This window comes from Pseudoduganella sp. GW821-FHT12E03 (assembly GCF_058807115.1).
In genome coordinates, this window is record NZ_JBXAQJ010000006.1 from 387,356 (window position 1) to 412,369 (window position 25,014).

Genomic DNA, 25,014 nt, shown 5'->3' on the forward strand with positions numbered 1-25,014 from the left:
CGCCACAACGCACGTATCCACACAGGAGACACCAATGTACAAATACACCAGCCTCCCGCTGCTGGCCGCCCTGCTATTGTCCGCCTGCGGCGCGGACACATCACAAGACATCCGGCAACGCCAGCGCGCCGGCGCCGCCGCCCCCTGCCCCGCCTGGAGCAGCACGCAAGTCTATACCGCCGGCATGTGCGCGATTTACCAGAACAAGCAATTCGAAGCCAAATGGTGGGTGCAAGGCACGGCGCCAAACGCCGCCGACGCCTGGGGCCCATGGAAATACATCGCCGACGCGACCACGCCACCGGATCCTGGCCCCGGCCCGAATCCGCAGCCCGGCGGCGTGCCCACCAAAGCCCAGGCCGAGGCGCGCGAAGCGGAACTCACCAACAATGACTTCTTCCGCAAGGTCAAAGCGTCGGTGCGCACGCTCGATAACGCGGCGGTGGACGCCGTCACACCCGGCGCGGCCGCCAATCCCGTCAACGTCAAGCGCGTGGAACGCTTGATGCCGCCGGCCAAATGGGATTACTACTTCGGCGCGCGCGACGCCAGCTACACCTACCGCCGCTTCCTGCAAGCAGTGGCGAAATTCCCCGCCGTGTGCGACGACTACACCGATGGCCGCAACGCCGACAATATCTGCCGCCACTCGCTGGCCACCATGTTCGCGCACTTCGCGCAAGAGACCGGCGACCACAACGCCAGCATCTCGCTGCCGCAATGGCGCCAGGGTTTGAAGTACCTGCGCGAGCTCGGCTGCGATGAAAACGGGACCAGTTGCGGCTATAACACCGAATGCGCCGACCCGGTCTTCAACAGTGTGTGGGCCTGCGGGAAAAACGCGGACGGCAGCTTCAAGAAATACTTTGGGCGCGGCGCCAAGCAACTGTCGTACAACTATAACTATGGCCCGTTCTCGCAAGTGATGTACAACGGCGACCAGTCGGTGTTGCTGAAGGACCCCGACCTGGTGGCGTCCACCTGGTTGAACCTGGCCTCGGCCACGTTCTTCTTCGTTTACCCGCAACCGCCGAAGCCCTCGATGCTGCACGTGATCGATGGCACCTGGGTCCCCAACGCGGCCGACACGGCGGCCGGCGCCGGCAACAACTTCGCCACCACCATCATGATCATCAATGCCGAATGCGGCACCGGCACGGAAAAGCCGGCGGCGCAAAACCGCATCGATTATTACAAGCAATTTGCCGCCGATCTGGGCTGGAACGTGGCCGGCGAACAGTTGTCGTGCGCCACCATGCAGCGCTTTGGTCCGTCCAGTTCCGCCTCCTACAACATTTACTGGGAAAAGAACTGGAACAGCGGCGGCGATTACCAGTGCCAGCTGGTCAGCTACCAGACGCCATACAGTGCGCTGATCGCGGGGAATTATGCGAAGTGCGTGGAGAAGAACTGGAATATCGTGCTGAAGTGACGCGAGCAGGCCGGGTGTGACTTTGTGATAGTTTCGGCACTATCACAAATGTTACACTCGCTGCTTTTTGCAAGCTCAATTGGCAAATGGCAGACGATTTCTCCTCGAATACTTCCACCACGGGTACGTTGCTGCCAGGCGGACAGGTCAGCGGTGTCTACGAAACCAGCAAGGACAGCGACTGGTTCAAAATCACCCTGGCGGCGAACAATTATTATCGCTTCGACGTGACCAGCACCGGCAATCCGTATTACGCCAGTTATAACCTTGGACTGGCTGTCTACGATGCGGCGGGCAATTTCGTATCGTCGATCACGGCGAACGATTACATCGACAACGGCCGGTATGGTGTGTACAAGCCCGCCACATCCGGCACGTATTATATTGCCGCCCTTGACGACAGCTTTGGCCTGAACGGCACCGTGACGTATACGCTGAAAGCCGGCACCGGCATGGCCGACGATGTGGGCGATAGCAACGCCACCGCCAAGACCGTCACTGCGGGACAAACGCTGCAGGGCACGCTGGAAAGCCCGCTGGACAAGGATTATTTCAAACTGGCGGTGGAATCCGGCACCAGCTATACCCTTACGCCGTCCTGGGGGACGAGCAGCGTCAGCACGGGCGGCAACACGATGTACGTGCTCGATGGCAGGGGCCAGACCATTGCCGGCTATGGCAGTTACTCCGAGGAGAACAAGAAGATTTCGTTTACCGCGGCCAGCACCGGCGATGTTTATGTCGTCGCCGCGTCCGGCGGTTACGCCAGCTCGACAGGCGCCTACACCTTCACCGTGGCCAAAGCGGCGGACGACTATGTCGCCACGACTGCCACCACGGGTGAACTGATCCCAGGGAAGACCCTGAACGGCAGCCTGGAAACCGCGTATGACCGCGACTGGTTCGCCACGAAACTCACTGCCGGCACCTATTACTGGTTCACGCTGGCGGGCAGGAACGTTGAAGGCAGTTACACTGGCGACCTCTATTCCGACGCCACCATCCGGATCCTCGATGCATCCGGTAAAGAATTGACGTCGATGTCCTATGCGGGACTTTACGCCAACAAGTTCACCCTGCCTTATACGCCAGCCGCCAGTGGCACATATTATGTGGAAGTCACGGACCAGCGCGGCGCGCTGTTGACCTATTCGATCGGCGCCGACTATGGCGTTGCCGACGATTACACCAGCGATTCCACCAAAGCCAAGGCCATTGCCGTCAACAGCAAATGGACCGGCAAGCTCGAAATCCCGCAAGACCGCGACGCCGTCAAGATTGCCGTCACCAAGGGGAAAACCTACCTGTTCGAGATTGCGACCGACCTGCCGCTGCCATACAGTTACATGCTCGACTTCAAGGGTTCAACCGCTGACTACGTGGGCACCAGCTTTGATTTCCTGGCCAAATATGCCAAACCCGGCGTCGAAAACTACAAGATGTACACGGCGGACTATACGGGCGACTTTTACCTGACCACGTCCACCATGTCGTCCAATGCCGTCGCGTATACGGTCAATATCGTTGAAGCGACTACCGACGACTACAGCGCCGATCGCAGCACCACCGGCGCGTTGCCGATGGATGGCAAGGCCGGCGGCGCGCTGGATTACACCGGCGACGTCGATTGGATCAAGGTCACGCTGCAATATGGCGGCAAGTATGCGTTCATGTTGCGCGGCGCCGCCACCGGTGAAGGCACGGCGCTGATCGGTTCAATGATTGGCGCGGAACTGGATTTGCATGCTCCGCCAGGCAGCGGCGACTACTTGCAACGGGCAGGTTCCGGCAATTACACCTTGAACGCGAAAACCGGCGGCGATTACTATATCAGCGTGAGCAGGAGCTATGCGGCCGCCATCAACGCCCCGTACAACGACGGTACCGGAACGTATACCTTGCGCGCAGTGGCGCTGACCAATGACTTTACCGCGCCCAAGGTGATCAGCCTCACCTCGGCCAGCGGCGCGGCAGTGCAGAACCTGTACGACGACATCTACCTGACCTTCGACGAGACGCTCAACGTCAATTACAGCGCCGGCCCGATCCTGCTGAAAGATGCCCAGGGTGAAACGGTGGACACTTTCTATATCGATGAGCGCGACATGCGGTCCGGCGGCACGGCGTTCAAACTCAATCCATCCTATAACCTGAAACCCGGCGCCAAATATTTCGTGGACCTGGGTACAACTTCCCTCATGGACCTGGCCGGCAACAAGCATGTGACGCAAGTATTGTCATTCACGACCGTGGCCACGGTGGAACAAGGCGGCGCCGGCAACGATAACCTGATGGGCCAGGCCGCCGGCTTGAAGCTCGACGGTGGCGCCGGCACTGACACGGCGGTCTATGCCGGCGGGCGTGACAGCTACGCCATCAGCAATGGCGCGGCGGAAGTCCGTATCTATCCGATCGATGCACGTGAAAAAGCCGACGTGCTGACCGGCATCGAGCGCCTGCTGTTCAAGAACGCCGCCGTGGCGCTCGATATCGCCGGCGCTGGTGGCCAGGCCTACCGCCTGTACCAGGCCGCGTTCAACCGCACGCCGGATCTGGAAGGCCTTGGCTACTGGATCGCGCAAATGGATAGAGGCACCAGCGTGCGGGATGTCGCGCAAAGCTTTCTCGACAGCGCCGAATTCAAGAACCAGTATGGCGCATCGTTGTCCGATGCAAGCTTTATAGACAAGCTGTATCAAAACATCTTGCACCGTGCGGGAGAACAGGCTGGTGTCGCCTACTGGAACCAGGTACTGGTCGATGGGACGCCGCGCGCCGATGTCCTGGCGTTTTTCAGCGAGGGCCCGGAAAACCAGGCCGCCGTGGTGAAAGTCATCGGCAACGGCTTCGAATACACGCCCTACGGTTGAGCGGCCGGCGCCGGCGCGGAAAAATCGGCAGCGCAACACCGCGTCTATCGTGCTGGCGTTATAGTTAAAATATTTCCATTGTGACAAAGCGATAGTATTCGGTGGCGGCCCGGTGGTTACAATACGTGTTTTCCTTGCATTTGAGATAACATGGCCGCCACTGATGATTATGCTGATACACAAGCCAACGCAACTGCGCTGGCCTTCCAGACGCTACTGACTGGCCAGCTCGGCACGCCGCAAGACAAGGATGTCTTCAAAATTCAGGTCACCAAAGGCAGGACTTATCACATTGGCTTGGCTGTGGAAAATGCCCAAGGCGACCCAGGATTGAAAGGCGGAGCTGATGGGGAAACGCCCGTCCTGTATTCCAAAGAATCTTCGGCGATCAGCTATACGGCGGATTTCACGGGTGATTACTTCCTGGAAGTCGGCAACCTCACCACGCCAGGCACTGCCAACTACAAGCTGCTCACCATCGAGGTCTATCCGGACGACTACTCATCCAATCACGGCACGACCGGTACGCTGCCGGTAGGCGGCAAAGTCTCCGCGCAAATCGAAGTCAATGGCGACCGCGACTGGTTCAAGCTGAATTTGCGGAAAGGCGTCCAATACACGTTGACGCTGGAAGGCAAAGGTTACGGTGAAGGCACCATGCCGATTGGAGAATTTGGCGCCAAAGTATTTCTTGAAGCCACCCCGTTGCCCGGCACGCCCATTCCGCTGGTAGTCTCGGACAACACGTGGACGCGTTACTCGCTGACCGCCGATACCAGCGGCTTGCACTATGTCTCCGTCTATGACGACGGCCAGTTCTTCGTCCCCCCATCGCCGGACTTCCACACCGGTACCTATACATTGCATGCGGCACTGGTCCCCAATGGCGCCGGCACCGGCAACAACGACACCCTGGCCGGCCTTGGCACCGGCACCGTCATTACCGGCGGCGCCGGCCTCGACACCACGGTGTATGCCGGCATCCGCGCGGATTACGCCGTCATGCAGGCGGCATCCCCAGCCGCCACCACCGCCACCGCCACGAACGACATCATGTTTGTTCTCCATAACGGCGCCGCCAAGGAAGACACCCTGACGGACGTCGAGCGTCTGCTGTTCGATGACACCGCCGTGGCGCTGGATACAGCCGGCGCCGGCGGCCAGGCTTACCGGCTGTACCAGGCGGCATTCAACCGCGCACCGGACAAGGCCGGCATCGGTTACTGGATCGCGCAAATGGATAAGGGCACCAGCGTCTACCAGGTCGCGCAAAGCTTTATCAACAGCGCTGAATTCGGCGTCCTGTACGGCGCCGAGCCGGCCGATAGCACCTTTATCGGCAAGCTGTACCTGAACGTGCTGCACCGCGCCCCCGACCAGGGCGGGATGGATTACTGGACGGGCGTGCTGGCGTCCGGCGTGCCCCGCGCCGCCGTGCTGGCCTCATTCAGTGAAAGTCCGGAAAACCAGGAAAACGTACTCCACCTCATCGGCGGCGGTTTCGAATACACCCCATACGGCTAACCGCATAACAGAGCGGCATTCCCGGCATGCGGATTCCCGCCGCCGGATTCCGCTTTTCCAGCCGCGCGCCGCCACGATGTGACGCGCGCAACCAACAAATCAACGACTTACACACCGGCAATAGCTGGCACAGGACTTGCGATGCTATCGCTGCGAAGTGGCACGCGCTAGACTGCATGAGCGTGCTCCATTCGCGATGACAACGATTACAACGTTCTTCAGGAGACCATCATGCGCAAGTCCCATCCATTCCGCCCGTTCCAGTTTGCCGTGTCCGCCCTGCTGTCACTGTGCCTGGCCTCGTCCGCCTGGGCGCAAAAATCCGAACATGGCACCGCCGACGAAGCCGTCGCCATGGTGCAGCAAGTGATCGCCTCGATCAAAGCCAATGGCAAGGACAAGACCCTGGCCGAGGTGAACAACACCACCACCGGCAAGTTCCGCGACCGCGACCTGTACGTCACCATCAATGACTTGAGCGGCAAGAACCTGGCGCACGGCGCGAATCCGAAAATGCAGGGCAAGGACTTGATCGACCTGAAAGATGCGGACGGCAAGTATTTCGTGCGCGAGCGCATCGAGCTGGCAAAAACCAAGGGCAAGGGCTGGCAAGACTACAAGTTTGTCAATCCCATGTCCAAGCAGATCGAACCCAAGTCCATGTACTTTGAAAAGTATGACGACATGATTATCAATTGCGGCATCTACAAGCCGGCGAAATAAAACTGATACGGTCCGGGCGGCGCGCATCTGCACCTGCCCGGCGCGCCGGCACGGGGGGACAATGGGACATCAACAAGGAGCCCATCATGTCCACCCAACGCAGTTTTGCTGAAACCCTGGTCGCCGTCGCATGGTCGTTTGCCGGCTTGCGGCGCAAGCGGGATTTTGACCGCGATGTCGGGGCGTTGAATCCCCTGTATGTGGTGGCGGGCGGCGTTTTAGGCTGCGCGCTGTTTATCGCCGTGCTGCTGGGTGCTGTGAGGCTGGCGACATCGTAGGGCGGATTGGGTTTATCAAGCCGCCATGCGTGCAGCGTGGCGATGATTGATGACTGTGGCGGCGCCTGCATGGCGGCTTTGCCTCCGGCAAAACCGCCCTACGCATTTTGCGTTACGTCTTACGCGCTTTGTACGCGGTTGCGTCCTGCGGCCTTGGCCTGGTACAGCGCCTGGTCCGCCGCCTCCACCAGCTGGGCCGGGGTACTGTCCTTGCCCGGCACCATCGACGCCACGCCGCAACTGACGGATACATGGCCAAGCGGCGACCTTTCGTGCGGCAGCGCCAGCGCGGCCAGGGCGCGCCGGATGTTCTCGGCCACGCGCAGCGCATCCTGTGGCGAAGCGCCGGGCGCGATAAACGCGAATTCCTCGCCGCCATAACGCGCCACCAGGTCGCCCGCCCGGTTCATGCCACTGGTTAGCACTTGCGCCACGCGGCGCAGGCATTCATCGCCGGCCGGATGGCCGTAGCGGTCGTTATACGGCTTGAAATAATCGACGTCGAACATGGCCACCGCCAGCGCTTCGCCACGGCGCGCCGCGCGCCGCCATTCGCGCGCCAGCACGTCATCGAAACAGCGCCGGTTCGCCACGCCGGTCAGGCTGTCGGTCGAGGACAGCGCCGCCAGCTTCTGGTTGGTTTCCTGCAATTCGCGCGTGCGCGCTTCCACCATCTGTTCCAGCTTGTGCGTATGCGCCATCAATCGCCGCACGCGCCAGCGGTACAGCGCGCCCAGCATGGCCAGCGCCAGCACACCCATGGCGCTGCGGAACCACCAGGTCTGCCACACCGGCGGCAGCACCGTCACCGGCAGCACGACTTCATCACGGCTTTCCATGCCCTTGTTGTTGGTCCCCATCAGCCGGAAGCGGTACGTGCCCGGATACAGGTTGGTATAGGTCGCGACGGGACGGCTGGCATCGGTCTGCACCCAGTCCTGGTCGAACCCTTCGAGCATGTAGCGATAGGTATTGCGCTTTGGTTCCGCAAAATGCAGGGCCGAGAATTCCAGCGTCAGCACCGACGCGTTCCACGGCAAGGTCAGTGCGCGCGGCGCAATCACGCTGCCCTCGAGTTTCACGCCGGGCAGCGCGCCGCCGTCATTGAGCGAGCGGTTGTACAGGCTGATGTCGGTGACCGCCAGCTGCGGCGGGCGCGACACGCTGCTGTGGATCGACGGATCGACCGCCGTGACGCCGCTGGTACTGCCGTAATACAGCTTGCCATCGCTGCCGCGCGCCGACGCATCGAGATAAAAGCCTTCGGTCAGGCCATCTTCCGTCGAATAATGCGTGACGGTTTCGCTGACCGGCTCCAGCTTCGACAAGCCCGCCACCGTACTGACCCACAGCATGCCGCTGCGATCCGACTGGATTGCTTCCACCAGCTGGTTGCCCAGCGCGCCCTTGCCGGGATAGCGCCGCACTTCCATCCGGCCATCGCGGGTGGTGATGCGGTTCAAGCCTTTCACGGTGCCGACCCACAGCACGCCGGACGCATCTTCATGCAGACAGGTGATGCGCTCGCTCGAAATCGTATCCTGGCGCGCCGGATCGGAACGCAAGTGGGTGAATTTGCCCGTCTCGGGGTCCAGCACATCGAGGCCGCCCCGGTAAAATTCGCCGGTCCAGACCCTGCCCTGGCGGTCTTCCAGCAGGGTCGTCACGCCATCGACGCTGCGGCTGTCGGGATTTTGCGGATCGTGCGCGTAGGTCTGGTATTCGCCGCTGGCCGGGTTGTAGCGCACCAGTCCCGCCCCCGTCCCCAGCCACAGCACGCCGCCTTTGCCGGGAGCGATGCGGTTGATGAAATTACTGCCGCCACTGCCAAAATTGATCACCTTGAACGGCCCGTCGAGTCCATCGAGCCGGTTCAATCCTTTCGACGTGCCGGCCCACAGCGGCCCCCCCGGCTGCTGGTACAGGCTGTAAACCACATTGTGGCTGAGGGTGCCGGGCTGCTTCGGATCGGCCGCATAGTGGCGCACCAGTTTGCGCGCGGCCGGGTCGAACAGCGCCAGGCCGTCATCGACCCCGAGCCACAGCTTGCCATCCGCCGCGCCGCCCAGGCTGCGCACGAAGTTGCTGGACTTGAACACTTGTGGCGCCACGTCGCGCGGGATATGCCGTTCAAAGCCGTGGTACCCCAGGTTGGCGCGGATCACGCCATTGGTGAAGGTGCCGACCCACAGGGTGCCGGTGCGGTCGTGCATGGTCAGGTTGATGGCGTTGGTCGGCAGGCTGTGCGCATCTTCGGCGCGGCGCTGGTACACCTGGAAGGTCTGCGTTTCACGGTCCCAGCGCCAGATCCCGCCGGTGCGGGTACTGATCCACAAATCGCCCGTCAAATCTTCATCGATGTGCAGCACCCTTCCCGTGAGCCCCTCCAGGCGCTGGCGCTGTTCCCACGGCGTGCCGGGTTTCCACACGAAGATGCCGTCATCGGTGCCGATCCACAGCTTGCCGGAAGAATCCACGTGCAGCGAGCGCACGTCGTTGTGGCGCGGATTCGGCTGCCGGTCATCGTCGATGCGGTAATGCTGGAATGTCTTGCCACCCGGCGCCAGGTAATCGAGCCCGCCCGGCCAGGTGCCGGCCCACACGCCACCCGCCGCATCGAGCGCCACCGCGCCGATGTCGTTGTGTTTCAGGCTGTCCGGTTTGTCCGCGTCATGCTGGTAGACGGTGAACTTGCCGCTCTTCGGTTCGAAGTGCTGCAAGCCGCCCCACGTGCCCAGCCACATGCCGCCTTTGCCGTCGGCCACGATGCGCCGCACGATGCGGTGGTTGCGGGGGCCCGATTCCGGCACATGGCGGGTGAAACTGTTGGATTCCGGTTCATAGCGCGCCAGCCCCTCATCGGTGCCGGCCCAGATGCGGCCCTGTTCGTCATTGAACAGCGAGGCGACGCGCCCGCCCGGCACGCTGCGGGGATTGCCGGGGTCGTTCTGGTAGCGCACCGCGCGCCGCCCGTCAAAGCGGAACAAGCCGCCTTCGATGGTGCCGATCCAGATAAATCCCTGGCGGTCTTGCAACAGGGAAATGATGGACTGGCTGTCCGATCCCAGCGTCTCGATGGCCTTGAACGACAGCGCCTGCTGGCCGGCCAGCGCCGGCAAGGCCAGGCAGCCCGCCAGCGCCAGCAGGGCGCACAGGTGGCGCGGCAACAACGTCAAGCGCATCAACATCTCCCGGGAAGACGACAGGGAATCAGTATACGCATGTCTCTTGCAAGGCAGCAACAGCAAGTCAGCCTGCGCTGACAGTTTGTCGTTATAATTTCCTTAGAAGAATCTACGTCAAGGCGCCATGGACGATCTCGCCCCGCATCAGCCCTCCACAGCCGCGCCAATCCCCCCATCGGCCCTTCCCCGCCGGCGCGACCGCTTGCGCCTGCAGTTGCGCACCCTGTTGCGCGGCCCCCTGCGAGCCCGGGGGCCGATTGTGCGCTGGGGCGTGCTGGCGCTGGCGGTCGCGCTGGCGGCCGTGCTGGCGCAGCGCCAGGTGGTGCACCAGCAACAGCGGCGCGACCTGCATGCGGCCACCGTCGATGTCGCCAACCGCGTGCAGGCGGAAAGCAGCGACAATAAAGTCATCGGCGGCGCCATCCTGATGGGGCTGGTGGAAGACAGTATCAAGCACCTGCTGGCCGGAAAAATCGCCGCAGATTCCAATGAAGTCCATGCCGACTTTGCCGCCATCATCGACCAGTACGGCGCCGACAATGTGTTTGTGCTGGCCGGCGACGGCACCACGCTCGCTTACCTGAACAAGGAAGGCAAGGCCACCGGCATCGGCCGCAACCTGGCCTTCCGGCCCTATTGCCGCCGCGCGCTGGCGGGTGAAGCCAATGTCTATCCGGCGATCGGCGGCACGTCGCGCGAACGGGGCCTGTATTTCGCCGCCCCGGTCCATGGCGGCAACAGCCGCGATACCCCGATCACCGGCGCCTACGCCATCAAAATGCCGGTGGCCGACATCGACCGGCAATTGCAAAAGATCAGCGACCCGGTGCTGCTGCTGTCGCCGGACGGCGTGGTATTTGCGTCCAACCACGCCGACTGGCTGTTAAAGCTGGCGGCGCCGGTCAGCGTCGACCGGCGTGAGGAACTGGCGCGCAGCAAGCAGTTCGGCGCCATGTTCGATGACGATGGCCCGGAACACCTGCCCTTCACGCTGGACGGCGACAAAGCCAGCGGCGACAACATCTGGTACGACGGCGGTTTTTATGCCGTGTCGTCCGTGCCGCTGAACTGGCCTGACGACAGCAACCGCCGCTGGCGCGTGGTGCGCCTGCAAGACCGCGCCGTCTGGCTGCCGCTGTGGCGCGAACTGGCGGTGGCGGCCGGCTGCCTGCTGGCGGTCTGGCTGCTGGCGCTGGTGGTCACGGGCCGCCAGCGCACGGCCGAAGCGACCCGCCGCCTGCGCCTGAACAATGAACGGCGCATGCGGGAAATCACCAACAACCTGCCGGTGGCGGTGTACCAGTTCCGCCTCGATGCAGAGGGCAAACCATCGTTCCAGTTCATGAGCCCGGCCATTACCGCGATTACCGGTTTGCAGGCCAGCGATGTGCTGTCGGCCGGCGGCGTCCTGTTTGAATTGCTGGACCCGGATCATGACGCCGGCTTGCTGGGCCGGCTGGCGCAGGCGGCGCGCCTGGGCCGTCCGTTCCATGAACGGATGGAATTCGGCCGTGGCGCCACCTCGGAGACGCGCTGGGTCGAGCTGCATTGCGCGGCGGCGCGCCAGCAGGATGGCACGGAAGCGTGGAATGGCTATCTGGCCGACGTCACGGCGGAGCATACGGCGGCGCAGGCGCTGTCCACCGCCAAGCTGGCGGCGGAAGACGCCACCCGCAGCAAGTCGATGTTCCTGGCCAATATGAGCCATGAAATCCGCACCCCGATGAACGCCATCATCGGCATGAGCCACCTGGCGCTGAAAACGGGACTGACGCCGCGCCAGCACGATTACATCCAGAAGATCCAGCGCGCCGGTCAGCATTTGCTGGGCATCATCAACGACATCCTGGACTTTTCCAAGATCGAAGCCGACAAGCTGCGGGTGGAAGAGACCGCGTTCGACCTGGCGCAAGTGCTGGACAATGTCGCCACGGTGATTGCCGACAAGGTGCAGGCCAAGGGGCTGGAACTGGTGTTTGATGTGGCCAGCGACGTTCCGGACAGCCTGGTCGGCGACCCGCTGCGGCTGGGCCAGATCCTCATCAATTACGCCAACAACGCCGTGAAATTCACGGAAAAAGGTGAAGTGGCGATGCGGGTCCGCGTCAAAAGCAGCGGCGAAGGCCGGGTGCTGCTGCATTTCGCCGTGCACGACACGGGCATCGGACTGACCGAGGAACAGATCGGCAAACTGTTCCAGAGTTTCCAGCAAGCCGACGCCTCGACCACGCGCAAATATGGCGGCACGGGCCTGGGGCTGGTGATTTCCAGGAAACTGGCGGAACTGATGGGTGGCATGGTCGGCGTGGAAAGCGTGCACGGCGAAGGATCGACCTTCTGGTTCACCGCCAACCTCGGTATCGGCAGCGAAGGCAAGCGCGCCCTGCTGCCTTCTCCCGACCTGCGCGGCCGCAAGGTGCTGGTGGTGGACGACAATGACAGCGCCCGCGCCGTGCTGCTCGACTTGCTGCACACCATGCGCTTCGACGCCAGCGCCGCCGCCACCGGCCAGCAAGCGGTGGAACTGGTGCGCAGCCAGGCTGGCACGCCGCAAGCGTTTGACGTGGTCTTGCTGGACTGGCAAATGCCCGGCATGAACGGCCCGGAAACCGCGATGGCGCTGCGTGCGCTGGGGTTGCAACAGACGCCGCGCATGGCCATGGTGACCGCGTTCGGCCGCGAAGAAGTGCTGGCGCAGGCGCGCGCGGCCGGGATCGACGATGTGCTGATCAAACCGGTCAACCCGTCCGTGCTGCTGAACACGCTGGTACGCCTGCTGGGAGGTGAACTGGACGACAGCGCAATGCCGAGGTATGCGACCACAGCGCCGGTCAATCTGATGGCGGGCATGGCGGCGATTGCCGGCGCGCGGGTGCTGCTGGCCGAAGACAATGCGCTGAACCAGCAGGTGGCGACGGAATTGCTGATCGACGCGGGCTTGCAGGTCGACGTCGCCAACAATGGCGTGGAAGTGCTGGCGCTGCTGGAGGCCCATGCGGCGGGCCACTACGCGATCATCCTGATGGATATGCAAATGCCGGAAATGGATGGCCTGGAAGCCACGCGCCGCGTGCGCGCCCTGCCCGCGCATGACGGCTTGCCGGTGGTGGCGATGACCGCCAACGCGATGCAGGGCGACCGCGACCAGTGCCTGCAGGCGGGCATGCTGGACTTTGTCAGCAAGCCGGTCGAACCAGACGATTTGTGGCGCGCGCTGCTGCGCTGGGTGCCACCGCAGGCGGGCGCCGATGGCGCCGCCGTCACCGGCAATGGCAATGGCAGCGCCCATGACCGCGTCCACGATAGCGTCCTTGGCGGCGGCATTGATGGCACTGACGGCGCCGGCATGCCGGATGGCGCACCCGGCGCCACCGCGGCTGGCCGGCCGGTCACCATACCGGGCGGTATGACCGAAGCGGCAACGCCAGCCTCCAGCACGGCGCCAGCCAACGGCGGCCTGCCCGCCCACATTGCCGGCCTCGATATGGCGGGCGGCCTGCGCCGCGTGCTGCATAAACCCGACCGCTATATCGCCATGCTGCGCGGCTTCGTGGCCGGCCAGGCCCATGCGGACAACGAGATTGCCAGCGCGCTGGCCGATGGCCGGCGCGCCGATGCGGAACGGGCCGCCCATACCTTGAAGGGTTTGTCCGGCAATATCGGCGCCGACGCGCTGCTGGCGGCGGCCGCCACCCTGGAACAGGCCATCAAGGAAGACGCCGCCACCGATGAAGCGCTGGCGCTGGTGGCGTCGCTGCTGGGCACGCAGGTGGCGGCGATTGTCCAGGCGCTGCCATCGGACGCGGCACCGGCGGCGCCGGTGACGGTCGACCCGGCGCAGCGCGACGCCGTGGTGGAACAATTGCGCGCGCTGCTGGCGGACGACGATGCCCAGGCCGAGAAAGTCATGATCGATAACCAGCCGCTGCTGGCGGCAGCTTACCCCAACCATATCCGGCGGCTGCAGCAAGCCATCGGCCAATTCGATTTCGAAACGGCGCTGGCCGTGCTCGATGAAACGCGGAACCCAGTCTGATGAACCCTGCCCGAAAACCCATCGTCCTGGTGGTGGACGATACCCCGGACAACCTGTCGCTGATGAGCGGCCTGCTGTCGAACCGCTACACGGTCAAAGTCGCCCCGAACGGCGACAAGGCGTTGAAAATTGCGCACAGCGACAACCGCCCCGACTTGATCCTGCTCGACATCATGATGCCGGACATGGATGGCCATGAAGTGTGCCGCCGCCTCAAGCAGGATCCCGCCACGGCGGACATCCCCGTGATTTTCCTCACCGCGAAATCCCAGGTGGAAGATGAGCAGACCGGCTTCAGCCTGGGCGCGGTCGATTACATCACCAAGCCGGTCAGCCCGCCGATCCTGATGGCGCGCGTGCGGACGCATTTGCAGCTGAAAGCGTCCGCCGACTTCCTCAAGGACAAGGCTGCCTTCCTGGAGCAGGAAGTGGCGCGCCGCACCGATGAAGTGCGCGCCGTGCAAGACGTGACGATTTTAACCATGGCGTCGCTGGCGGAAACCCGCGACAACGATACCGGCAACCACATCCTGCGCACCCAGTGGTATGTGAAGGCGCTGGCGGAACATTTGCGCGGCCATCCCCGCTTCGCGGCTCGGTTGACGCCGCAGTACATCGAGGTGCTGTTCAAGTCGGCGCCGCTGCACGATATCGGCAAGGTCGGCATACCCGACCGCATCCTGCTGAAGCCTGGCCGCTTCACACCGGAGGAAATGGACATCATGAAAACCCACACGACCCTGGGACGCGACGCCATCGTGCATGCGGAACAGCGCCTGGGCGTCAATGTGCCATTCCTGCACTGCGCCAAGGAAATTGCGTATTCCCACCAGGAAAAATGGGATGGCAGCGGCTATCCCGAAGGCCTGTCGGGCGACGCGATTCCCCTGTCGGCGCGCCTGATGGCGGTGGCCGATGTGTACGATGCGCTGATCTGCAAGCGCGTCTACAAGGCCGCCATGCCGCACGAGCAGGCGGTGGCCATCATGCGTGAAGGGCGCGGCAGCCATTTCGATCCGGATATGCTGGACGCCTTCCTCGCGCTGCAGGAAGAATTCCGCGCGATCGCGGCGCGCTTTGCCGACTCGGACGAAGAAATACATGACCACCAGGCCCGCCTCGACCGCCTGGCCTGAAGGAAGTACGCCATGAACCTTGCCAAGCTGACCTTTTTGGTGGTGGACGACGTGCCCGCCATGTGCCAGATCACCGCCAACCAGTTGCGCGCGCTGGGCGCGGAAAATATCCTCACGGCCGGCAATGGCGCCGACGCCTTGCGCCTGTTGCAGACCCGCCAAGTGGACCTGGTGCTGTCGGACTGGAACATGCCGCTGATGGATGGCCTGGAATTGCTGCGCCAGATCCGCGCCAGTGCGGACCTGGCCGATATCCCGATGGTGATGGTGACGGCGGAAGCGGACCGCGAGCGCATCGCCCAAGCCATCAACAGCGGCGTGTCGGATTTGCTGGTCAAGCCTTACACCCGCCAGCGCCTGGAAGACAAGGTCGCCAATGCCCTGAGCCGCCGCGCCCGGCCGGCCGGCGACGTGCCGTCCGCCCCCGCCATCCCTGCCGCGCCGCTGCCGCGCCCGACCATCCTGGTGGTCGACGACACGCCGGACAACCTGCGCCTGATCGCCGACCTGTTTGACGGCCAATACCGCGTCAAGGTCGCACACAACGGTCCCAAGGCGCTCGCCATGTGCACGTCCGACAGCCCGCCCGACCTGGTGCTGCTGGACGTCATGATGCCGGGCATGGATGGCTTCGAAGTGGCGCAGCGCATGCGCGAACATCCGGCCAGCGCCCACATCCCCATCGTGTTCGTCACCGCCCTGACCGACGACGCGGCGCGCCGCAAAGGATTGACCTTGGGCGCGGTGGATTTCGTCAGCAAACCGCTGGACCCGGACTTGCTGCAATTGCGGGTCCAGAATTTCATGCGCCATATCGCGCTGCACATGCAGCGCCAGGCCGAATACGACGTGCTGCTGGAAAACGCACGGCTGCGCGAAGACGTGGAACGCATGCTGCGGCATGACATCAAAGGCCCGTTGGCAGGCGTGCTGGGCCTGGCGCAACAGTTGACTTCCGCCGCCGGACTGGCGCCGGAACACGCGGCACAGGCCAACCTGATTGCCGCCAGCGCCAGGCAGGCGCTCGATACCGTGCAACTGTCGTCCGACCTGTTCATGATTGAAACCGGCAATTACCGGCTGGAGCCCGTGCCGGTCGATGTGGCGGCCGTGCTGCACCAGGTGGCCGGCAGCGCCCGCGCGGCCTATGGCGCCGCCGGCAATGTGCACATTGCCGTGGATGCCCCGCCAGCCGGGGCAATGGCGGCCGGCGATCCCACCCTGGTGCAGGCGGTCTTGCACAACCTGGTCAAGAATGCGTGCGAGGCGGCCGCGCCGGGCGGCCAGGTCTCGCTGTCGCTGCTCGACAGCCAGCCAATGCTGGTCACCATCGCCAATACCGGGGTGGTGCCGGTGGCCATGCGCGAACGCTTTTTCGACCGCTACGCGTCGTCCGGCAAGCGCCAGGGTACCGGCCTGGGCACCTATTCCGCCCGGCTGCTGACGGAAGCCATGCAGGGCACCGTCACGATGGCGACCGACGATGTGCAAAACCGCACGGTACTGACGTTGACGTTGCCGGGCTGCGGCATATAACGGAAACTGAATACTCCTTAGCCACACTTTTTACACTTTTTTTAACGGTTGGTGACAATTCGCGCATTTTTCAGGCGGCTGGTTGACGTATCCTAAATGCAAGATCGTTAATCGCTTTACAAGAATGCAGAACACCACCGAACTGCGCCTGCGTGGCGCCACCCTCAGCTACCGCGTCATTATCGATGGCGTACAAGATGGCCACACCATGGAACACGTGGCGGCCCGGCTGGCGGAACTGTTCCGGCGCACCGTCGACCAGATGCACGCGCTGCTGGCGGCGCCCCGCGCCATCGTCAAGAAACAGCTCGATTGCAGCCACGCGCTGCGCTTCCAGGCGGCGCTGCAGCGCGCCGGCTGCGTCGCCGTGATCGAGCCGGACCATACCGATTTTTCCACCCTGGTGCTGGCGCATCATGTCAGTCCCGGACCAGGTATTGCCATTAATGCACCGGAAGCGTGGCACGCCAGCATGGATGGCGATACCTTCCAGCTGCTCGACATCGCCAGCGGCGCTTCCTTGCGCGCCGTCGGTATGACGTCGTCCGCGCTGTCGGTGCGCGAATGGGCCGGCCAGCGCTTCCGCTGGGTGGCCGAAGACATGCCTTACCTGCGCCAGGTGCGTGCGCCGTACCAGATGGAAGGCGACGGCTGGGATGAGCGGGTCCAGGGCGTGGCGTCGGAATTCCGTGGCACCTTCCCGGGCACGGGCGTGTACAGCCATTACCTGGTGCTGTGCCTGCGCTCGTCCCGCTCGCTGATTTGCCTGACCGTGCATGCGCCGGCGGCCGTGTTTGACGCCAACGAATCGCTGTACCGCTGGCTGCTGCGGCAGCAGCTCGACGTGTGCGATGCGGCGCCAGCCCCGGTGCCGGCGCCCTTGCCGCTGGCGGCGGCCATCGCGGATTTTCCTGCGGTGATGCCTGCGGCTGCGGCTGCGGCAGCGGTTGATGCTGCTGCTGTTGCTGCTGTTGATACTGCAGTTGAGACAGCGACAGGTGCAGCGGTTGCGACTGCGGCTGTCCCGGCGGCCGCGCCTGGCGCAGCGCAGCCTGAACCGGCGACGGCCACGGCGGAAGTGGCCGCCGCGGAGCCGCCGCCGGTGCCGCAACCGGTGGCGCTGTCGCCGCACGATGAAGCGCTGCAGCGCTGGCTGCGCTACAACGAAGCGCGCCCGTCGCGCCGCCAGCTGGCGCAGAAAAGCAGCAAGCTGCAACGCCTGTCGCTGCGGATTTCGTGATCGCCCGCGTGGCGCGCTGCGGACTTGCCGCCTGATTCCACGACGAATTCCGCAGCGCATTTCCATATACGGAAATATTCCGTCCCGCCCGCTCCGGCCCGGTGTGCGGCGTGCGCCGATTGACTATACAATTGCGCACGTTTCCCGTCACACTCTTTGAAAGGCCGCGCCATGGCGATCACTGTCTTCCTCAACCTGGCCCTTGCCGCCGCGCTGCTGGCATTCATGTACCGCCAGCAAGCTCGCCACGCCACGTTCACCGTGCGCGTGTTCACCGGCCTGGGACTGGGTGTGGCGCTGGGAGCGGGATTGCAGACGGCGTATGGCATTACCGCGCCGGAATTGAAAACCACGGCGGAATACCTCGACATCGTCGGCAGCGGCTATGTCAAGCTGTTGCAAATGATCATCATGCCGCTGATTATGGTGTCCATCGTCGGCGCGATCCTGAAATTGAAAAACGCCACGTCGCTGGGCAAAATCAGCGCGCTGACCATCGGCACCCTGATGGCCACCACCATCGTGGCGGCCGCGATCGGCATCCTGATGGCCAAGGTATACGGTCTCACCGCAGTCGGCATGGCGTCCAATGCGGCCGAGCTGGCGCGCGGCGCTTACCTGCAGGGCAAGCTGGGTGATGCGCAGGCGATTTCCCTGCCCTCGATGCTGCTCAGTTTCCTTCCCGCCAACCCGTTCCTGGACCTGACGGGTGCGCGCAAGACGTCCACCATCGCGGTGGTGATTTTCTCCATCTTTATTGGCATTGCCGCCACCGGCATCCATGACAAGAAGCCGGACCTGTTCGCCTCGTTCGAGCACGCGGTGCAAGTGGCGCACGCCATCGTGATGCGGCTGGTGACGATGGTGCTGCGCCTGACGCCGTATGGCGTGTTCGCCCTGATGGCGCAAATGGTCGCCACCTCCAGCCTGGCCGACATCGTCAACCTGATCAATTTCGTCCTGGCGTCATACAGCGCGCTGGCATTGATGTTCGTGGTGCACCTGGCGCTGGTGGCGGCCATGGGCTTAAATCCGCTGCGCCATGCGCGCAAGATTTTCCCGGTCCTGGCGTTTGCCTTCACGTCGCGCACCAGCGCCGGGTCGATCCCGATGAATGTGCAAACGCAGACGCAACGCCTGGGCATTCCTGAAGGCATCGCCAACTTTGCCGCCTCGTTTGGCGCCACCATCGGCCAGAACGGCTGCGCCGGCATTTATCCGGCCATGCTGGCGGTCATGATCGCACCAACGGTCGGCATCGATCCATTTACCGCCTCGTTCATTGTGCCGCTGCTGGCCATTGTCGCGATCGGTTCGGTCGGCGTGGCCGGGGTCGGCGGCGGCGCCACGTTTGCCGCGCTGATCGTGCTGTCGTCGCTGAACTTGCCGGTCGCGCTGGCGGGTTTGCTGATTTCCATCGAACCGCTGATCGACATGGGCCGCACCGCCCTCAACGTCAGCGGCGCCATCACGGCCGGCGCCGTCACCAGCCGCGTGCTGGGAGAGACTGATATGGCCGTGTTCAATGGCGACGCGGAACTCAGCGAAGAACCGGACAGCAAAGCCGCCTGAAAACGCGGTGCGCCGTCTGTCCGGCGATTCGTCTACCATGGTTTCCATCGTCACCCGGGAGGGACACCGATGGAACAAAAGTGGCCAACGCAACTGTGGATCGTGCGGCATGGACAGAGCGCGGGGAACGTCGCGCGTGACGCCGCCGAGGCTGCCGCCGAACACCTGATCAATATCGCCGAGCGCGACGTCGACGTGCCCCTGTCCGACCTGGGCGCGCGCCAGGCCAATGCGCTGGCGATGTGGTTTGCGGAGTTGCCGCCAGGCCAGCGCCCGACCGCCATCCTGCACTCCCCTTATTTGCGCGCCAAAGGCACCGCCATGGTGGTCATTGAACACCTGGGCCGCGAGTCGCTGATGGCGGTGGTGGCCGACGAACGTTTGCGGGAAAAGGAGTTCGGCATCCTCGACCGCCTGACGCCGCTCGGCATCGCCGACCGCTATCCCGATCTGTACGAACAGCGCAAACACGTCGGCAAGTTTTATTTCCGCCCACCGGGCGGGGAAAGCTGGTGCGACGTGATCTTGCGGCTGCGCAGCGTGATCGACACCATCACCCGCGATTACCGGGGGGAGCGGGTCCTGATCGTGGCGCACCAGGTCATCGTCAATTGCTTCCGCTACCTGCTGGAACGCCTCGACGAGGACGCCATCCTTGCCATCGACAAGGCCGCCGATGTGCCGAACTGCGGCGTCACGTCGTATGCCTTCGATGCCGCCATCGGCAAAAATGGCAAGCTGGTGCTGCAAATGGCGAACTTTGTCGCGCCGCTGGTCAATACCGGCACGCCGGTCACCGCCAAAGCCGACGTGCCGGCCGCGCCGAAATCGTGAGGCCGGCGATGGACATCACCGACATCAACCTGCAAACCCTGCGCAACTGGCCCTTGCCGATGCCGCGTTTCGACGACGACAAGGAAGTGCGGGGCCATGCGGTGGTGGTGGCCGGGTCGCGCGAAATGCCCGGGGCGGCGCTGCTGGCGGCCAACGCGGTATTGCGCGCTGGCGCCGGCAAGGTGACGATCGCCACCGCCGCCCATACGGCGGCGCACATTGCCACGGCGCTGCCGGAAGCCCGCGTCATCGCGCTGGCGGAAACGCATGGCGGCGGTTTCGCGGCGGACAGCGTGCACCGCCTGGGCGAACTGGCCGACAAGGCCGATGCACTGCTGATCGGCCCCGGCATGCAGGACGAACAAGCCACGGCGGAGCTGGTGCGCGCCCTGCTGCCGCGCTACGCGGGCCGTAAAGTCATCCTCGATGCGGCGGCGCTGGCGCTGCTGCATCCGCCGGAAGACACCTCGCTGCTGGCCGATCCGGTGGATTGGGAACACTGGCGCTTTACGGAACCGGTGCTGCTGACGCCGCACGCGGGCGAAATGGCCCATGCCACCGGCATGAGCAGAAAAGACATCGAAGCCGGTCCGCAGGGTGCGGCACAGCGCGCCGCCAGGCGCTGGAATGCGGTGGTGGCGCTGAAAGGCGCGCTGACCGTGATTGCCGCGCCGGACGGGATGCTGTGGCAACAACATGGCGGCAATGTCGGCCTGGCCATTTCCGGTTCCGGCGATGCGCTGGCCGGCATCATCGCGGGACTGGCGGCGCGCGGGGCGCCGCTGGAACAAGCCGCGATCTGGGGCGTTGCCCTGCATGCGGCGGCCGGCGACCAGTTGGCCATGCGCTTCGGCACCCTGGGCTACCTGGCTCGGGAAATTCCTGCGGAAATACCGGCACTGCTGCGGACGCTGGCGCAAGCCTGAATCTTGAATCTGAAAGGAATCAAATGAAACCCACCTCTTCATCGCTCTTGCTGGCGGCCTTGCTGGCCGCCGCTACACTAAGCGGGTGCAAAGACCGCACCGCCGACACCACGACCACCACCACTCCGACCAGCGAAACCGCGCCGGTCCCGGTTCCTGCGCCGGAGCCGGCGCCCGCCACGCCATCGGCCATGCCACCGGATAATGGCACCACCACCGCCCCACCCGTCTCGCCGGCGCCGGCCACCACGCCACCGTCCAGCGGGACTTCCGGCACCAGCGGCACAACGGGCAGCGGTACCGACGCCTATGGCAACCCCGTCACGCCGGGCACGCGCAACGACAACCCGGACCATATGCCGCGACGGGATGCCCCGCCGCAGCGTTAGCGCCGCAATCCGGCCCGCATCGCCACGCCTGCGGGCCATCAATGACAAAGGGGCCATCCGGCCCCTTTGTCATGACTGCTTCAGCGTGATCACACCACTTTCGGCGCCACCGGTTCCAGCTTGCGGCCGCCGGCCCCGTCGCTGCCCCCCTTGCCGGTGGCTTTCCGCACCAGCCACATGATGCTGCGGAAGATCAGGCGGATGAACGTCAGCGCCAGCAACGCTTCGATGAACGTCAGCGTGAACGCCACCAGTCCATTCCAGCGTTCGGCACGGCGGTTGAACTTGGCCACCATGCTGTCGCGGGTGATTTCAATGCTGTCGTAGAAGGTCGGCACCACCAGCAAGGTCAGCAGGGTCGACGTGATGGTGCCACCGATGATGGCGACTGCCATCGGGCGATAGAATTCCGCGCCTTCGCCGATGCCGATCGCCACCGGCATCATGCCGGCGATCAGGGCAAAGGTCGTCATCAGGATCGGGCGCAAACGCATGCGGCCGGCATACATCAGCGCTTCTTCGCGGCCATAACCCTCCTCCTCGCGCTTGCGTGCCGCGTCGAGCAGCAGGATGGCGTTTTTCGCCACCAGGCCCATCAGCATGATGACGCCGATAAAGCTCATCAGGTTCAAGGTATCCCTGGTCAGCAGCAAGCCCAGCACCACCCCGATCAGCGACAGCGGCAGCGACAGCATCACCGCCCCTGGCGCCGTGAACGAGCCGAACTGCATCACCAGCACCAGGTACATCAGGCCGATGCCCGCCACCAGCGAAATGCCCATTTGCGTGAACACGTCCTTCTGGTCCTTGCCGGCGCCGCCCACGTCCAGCCCGAAACCGGGCGGGTAATCCATGGCCTTGGCGATCTTCATGGCGTCGGCAGTGACTTCACCAGGGGAACGGCCTTCCACGTTGGCCGACACGGAAATCGTGCGCTTGCCATCCTTGTGGCGGATGGTGGACGGGCCCTTGCCCATCGTGATGCGGGCGATCTGGTCCAGCGGCACCATCTGGTTGGTGCCGGTGACGGCGATCGGCAAGCGTTCGATGTTTTCCGGGCTGACACGGTCTTCCGGATGCAGGCGCACCGCCACGTCGCGGGTTTCACCGGTCGGGTCGACCCAGTCGCCCACTTCGATACCGGCAAACGCCACGCGCAGCGCTTGCGCCGTATCGCCGGCGGAAATACCCATCGAGTTGGCCAAACCGCGGTTCAGCTCGATCTGCATTTCGTCTTTCGGATCCTGTTCCGACAGGCCGACGTCCACGGCGCCCGGCACACGGCGCAGCTTATCCATGAACTCGTTCGTGAGTTCCATCAGCTTGCGCGAATCGGGGCCGACGAAGTCGATCTGCACCGGTTTGCGGGCATTGTTGGATAAGTCGTCCAGCACCACGAATTCGCCGCCCGGCAGGCTGGCCAGTTTCTGGCGCAACTCGATGCCGATTTCCGTGGCATTGCGCTTGCGCTTGGTGCGGTCGCCAATGTCCACCCAGATCCGGCCGCCGGAAAGGTTGACATACGTGCTGGTGGCCTTTACTTCGGAAATCGAGTGGGCGATTTGCGCGGCCTTGTCCATCTTCAGCTTGGTGTAATCCAGGCTGGACGACGACGGCGTGCGCACTTCGATGGCCAGCGTGCCGAAGTCGGATTTCGGCAGGAAGCTGGAACCGCCGAACGTCGCCTGCAGCGCGATGGCGCCGGCGAACGAAACGAACGCGATCACGGCCATCCAGCGGCGGTGGTGCAGCGCCCAGGCAATGACTTTGCCATAGCCGTCGGCCTGATGGTCGAACCAGTGGTTGAACTTGTCAAGTACCTTGCTGATCCCTTTCTTCGGCGCCGTGTGGTGATCCGCCGGATCGCCCCAGTAGGCCGACAGCATCGGGTCCAGGGTGAACGAAATGAACAGCGATACCGCCACGGAACAGGTCACGGTCAGTGCGAACGGACGGAACCATTCGCCCGGCATGCCCGGCATGAAGGCGACCGGAATGAACACCGCCATGATGGAGAACGTGGTGGCGGCCACCGCCAAGCCGATTTCCGCCGTGCCATCCAGCGCGGCCTTGCGGCGGTCGGAACCGGCTTGCATGTGGCGCACGATGTTTTCCCGCACCACGATGGCATCGTCGATCAGCACACCGATCGCCAGCGACAGGCCCAGCAGGGTCATGAAGTTCAGGGTAAATCCGCACAGCCACACCGCAATGAAGGCGGCAATCACGGACGTCGGCAGCGACAGCGCGGTGATCAGGGTCGAGCGCCACGAATTGAGGAAGGCATACACCACAAAGATGGTCAGGCCGGCGCCGAACACCAGCGATTCAATCACGTTGTTCAGGCTGTTCTGGGCGTCTTCGCCGCCATCTTGCGTGACTTCCAGGGCGGTACCTTCCGGAAATTCCTTGTTGATTTCCTCGACCATTGCGCGGATCGCCTTGGCGACGCTGACGGTGGACGCGTCGCGGGCGCGGATGATGGCCAGGCCGACGTTGGGTTTGCCGCTGCGCAGGCTGACGTTGTTGATTTCCGCAAAGCCGTCTTCCACCGTGGCCAACTGGCCCAGGCGTATCAGTTCGTCACCGCGGCGCTTCACCACCACGTCCTGGAACTCTTCCGGACGTTCGATGCGGCCGACCAGGCGGATGCTCTTTTCGTCCAGCGTGCTACGCACCTTGCCGACCGGGGCATTGGTGTTTTGCATGCGCAGCGCATTGGCCACTTCGGAGACCGACACATTGTATTCACGCAGTTTTTCCGAACGCAGCAGCACCGACAGTTCACGCCGCAGCGCGCCGTTGACGTTCACCACGGCCACGCCGTCGATGCCGCGGAAGCGGTCGGCCAGCTTGTCTTCCGCCAGGCGCGAAATGCCCGCGTGCGACAGGGTCTTGGACGACAGCGACAACTGCATGATCGGTTCGGCAGCGGTATCGATGCGGCGGATGACCGGTTCGCGCATTTCGGTCGGCAGCTTGTAGCGTACCGAACCGATCGCATTGCGCACCTCGTCGGACGCTTCGATCAGGTTCTTGCCAAAGGCAAAACGCATTTGCAGGGTGGCGCTGCCTTCACTGGAGGTACTGAACGTATCGGTCACGCCGGAAATGCTTTGCAGCGATTTTTCCAGGCGGTTGACAATTTCCCGTTCCACCGTTTCCGGCGAGGCGCCCGGATACGGAATGTTCACGATCAGCATGGGCACATCGACGTCCGGGTTCTGGTTGACCCGCAACTTGCTTAACGCTAGCAATCCCATGCACATCATCGCCACGATCAGCACGATCATGGCGACGGGGCGCTTGATACTGAAATCGGATAAGAACATG

15 protein-coding genes are annotated in these 25,014 nt (G+C 63.7%); 13 read left to right on the forward strand and 2 right to left on the reverse strand.

Annotation, left to right across the window (positions count from 1 at the left end; genetic code table 11):
* The first annotated feature begins 34 nt into the window (after positions 1–34).
* The 5 genes from AC1RRC_RS17870 to AC1RRC_RS17890 all read left to right on the forward strand — a co-directional run bounded on the left by AC1RRC_RS17870 (position 35) and on the right by AC1RRC_RS17890 (position 6,827).
* A complete protein-coding gene (locus AC1RRC_RS17870) occupies positions 35–1,432 on the forward strand; it encodes a glycoside hydrolase family 19 protein (protein ID WP_493056862.1) in 1,398 nt (465 codons plus the stop codon).
* 86 nt (positions 1,433–1,518) lie between these two features.
* The gene (locus tag AC1RRC_RS17875; RefSeq protein ID WP_493056863.1) at positions 1,519–4,302 is read left to right on the forward strand and encodes a DUF4214 domain-containing protein; all 2,784 of its coding nucleotides are present in this window, start codon (positions 1,519–1,521) and stop codon (positions 4,300–4,302) included.
* 150 nt (positions 4,303–4,452) lie between these two features.
* Positions 4,453–5,826: a DUF4214 domain-containing protein gene (locus AC1RRC_RS17880; protein WP_493056864.1), complete on the forward strand. Its 1,374-nt coding sequence runs from the start codon at positions 4,453–4,455 to the stop codon at positions 5,824–5,826.
* A 231-nt stretch (positions 5,827–6,057) separates the two neighbouring features.
* Positions 6,058–6,549, forward strand: a complete 492-nt coding sequence (locus tag AC1RRC_RS17885; protein WP_493056865.1) for a cache domain-containing protein — start codon at positions 6,058–6,060, stop codon at positions 6,547–6,549.
* Positions 6,550–6,635: 86 nt separating this feature from the next.
* Entirely contained in the window at positions 6,636–6,827 is a 192-nt protein-coding gene (locus AC1RRC_RS17890) for a DUF2970 domain-containing protein (protein WP_493056866.1), read from the forward strand.
* Positions 6,828–6,946: 119 nt separating this feature from the next.
* Here the strand turns inward: AC1RRC_RS17890 and AC1RRC_RS17895 are convergent, their stop codons facing one another.
* Positions 6,947–10,009 carry a diguanylate cyclase gene (locus AC1RRC_RS17895; RefSeq protein WP_493056867.1) on the reverse strand — a complete coding sequence of 1,021 codons (3,063 nt, stop codon included), beginning with the start codon at positions 10,007–10,009 and terminating at the stop codon, positions 6,947–6,949.
* Between the two features lie 127 nt (positions 10,010–10,136).
* On the opposite strand from AC1RRC_RS17895, the gene AC1RRC_RS17900 reads away from it, so the two are divergent.
* The 8 genes from AC1RRC_RS17900 (at position 10,137) to AC1RRC_RS17935 (ending at position 21,681) form a co-directional block, all read left to right on the forward strand.
* Entirely contained in the window at positions 10,137–14,048 is a 3,912-nt protein-coding gene (locus tag AC1RRC_RS17900) for a response regulator (RefSeq protein WP_493056868.1), read from the forward strand.
* Positions 14,048–15,184 (forward strand): response regulator, encoded by a 1,137-nt coding sequence (locus AC1RRC_RS17905; protein WP_493056869.1) that lies wholly within the window; start codon positions 14,048–14,050, stop codon positions 15,182–15,184. Before AC1RRC_RS17900 ends, AC1RRC_RS17905 begins: the two co-directional genes overlap by 1 nt.
* A gap of 12 nt (positions 15,185–15,196) precedes the next feature.
* Positions 15,197–16,720, forward strand: coding sequence for an ATP-binding response regulator (locus AC1RRC_RS17910; RefSeq protein ID WP_493056870.1), 1,524 nt, complete (start codon positions 15,197–15,199; stop codon positions 16,718–16,720).
* 124 nt (positions 16,721–16,844) lie between these two features.
* Positions 16,845–17,960 (forward strand): hypothetical protein, encoded by a 1,116-nt coding sequence (locus AC1RRC_RS17915; RefSeq protein WP_493056871.1) that lies wholly within the window; start codon positions 16,845–16,847, stop codon positions 17,958–17,960.
* A 171-nt stretch (positions 17,961–18,131) separates the two neighbouring features.
* Positions 18,132–19,532 (forward strand): L-cystine transporter, encoded by a 1,401-nt coding sequence (locus tag AC1RRC_RS17920; protein WP_493056872.1) that lies wholly within the window; start codon positions 18,132–18,134, stop codon positions 19,530–19,532.
* A gap of 69 nt (positions 19,533–19,601) precedes the next feature.
* Complete coding sequence (locus tag AC1RRC_RS17925) at positions 19,602–20,366, forward strand: histidine phosphatase family protein (RefSeq protein ID WP_493056873.1); 765 nt, start codon at positions 19,602–19,604, stop codon at positions 20,364–20,366.
* 8 nt (positions 20,367–20,374) lie between these two features.
* Positions 20,375–21,292, forward strand: coding sequence for an NAD(P)H-hydrate dehydratase (locus AC1RRC_RS17930; protein WP_493056874.1), 918 nt, complete (start codon positions 20,375–20,377; stop codon positions 21,290–21,292).
* 23 nt (positions 21,293–21,315) lie between these two features.
* A complete protein-coding gene (locus tag AC1RRC_RS17935; RefSeq protein ID WP_493056875.1) occupies positions 21,316–21,681 on the forward strand; it encodes a hypothetical protein in 366 nt (121 codons plus the stop codon).
* Positions 21,682–21,770: 89 nt separating this feature from the next.
* On the opposite strand, the gene AC1RRC_RS17940 is transcribed toward AC1RRC_RS17935, so the two are convergent.
* Positions 21,771–25,013, reverse strand: a complete 3,243-nt coding sequence (locus tag AC1RRC_RS17940; protein WP_493056876.1) for an efflux RND transporter permease subunit — start codon at positions 25,011–25,013, stop codon at positions 21,771–21,773.
* Between the last annotated feature and the right edge of the window lies 1 nt (position 25,014).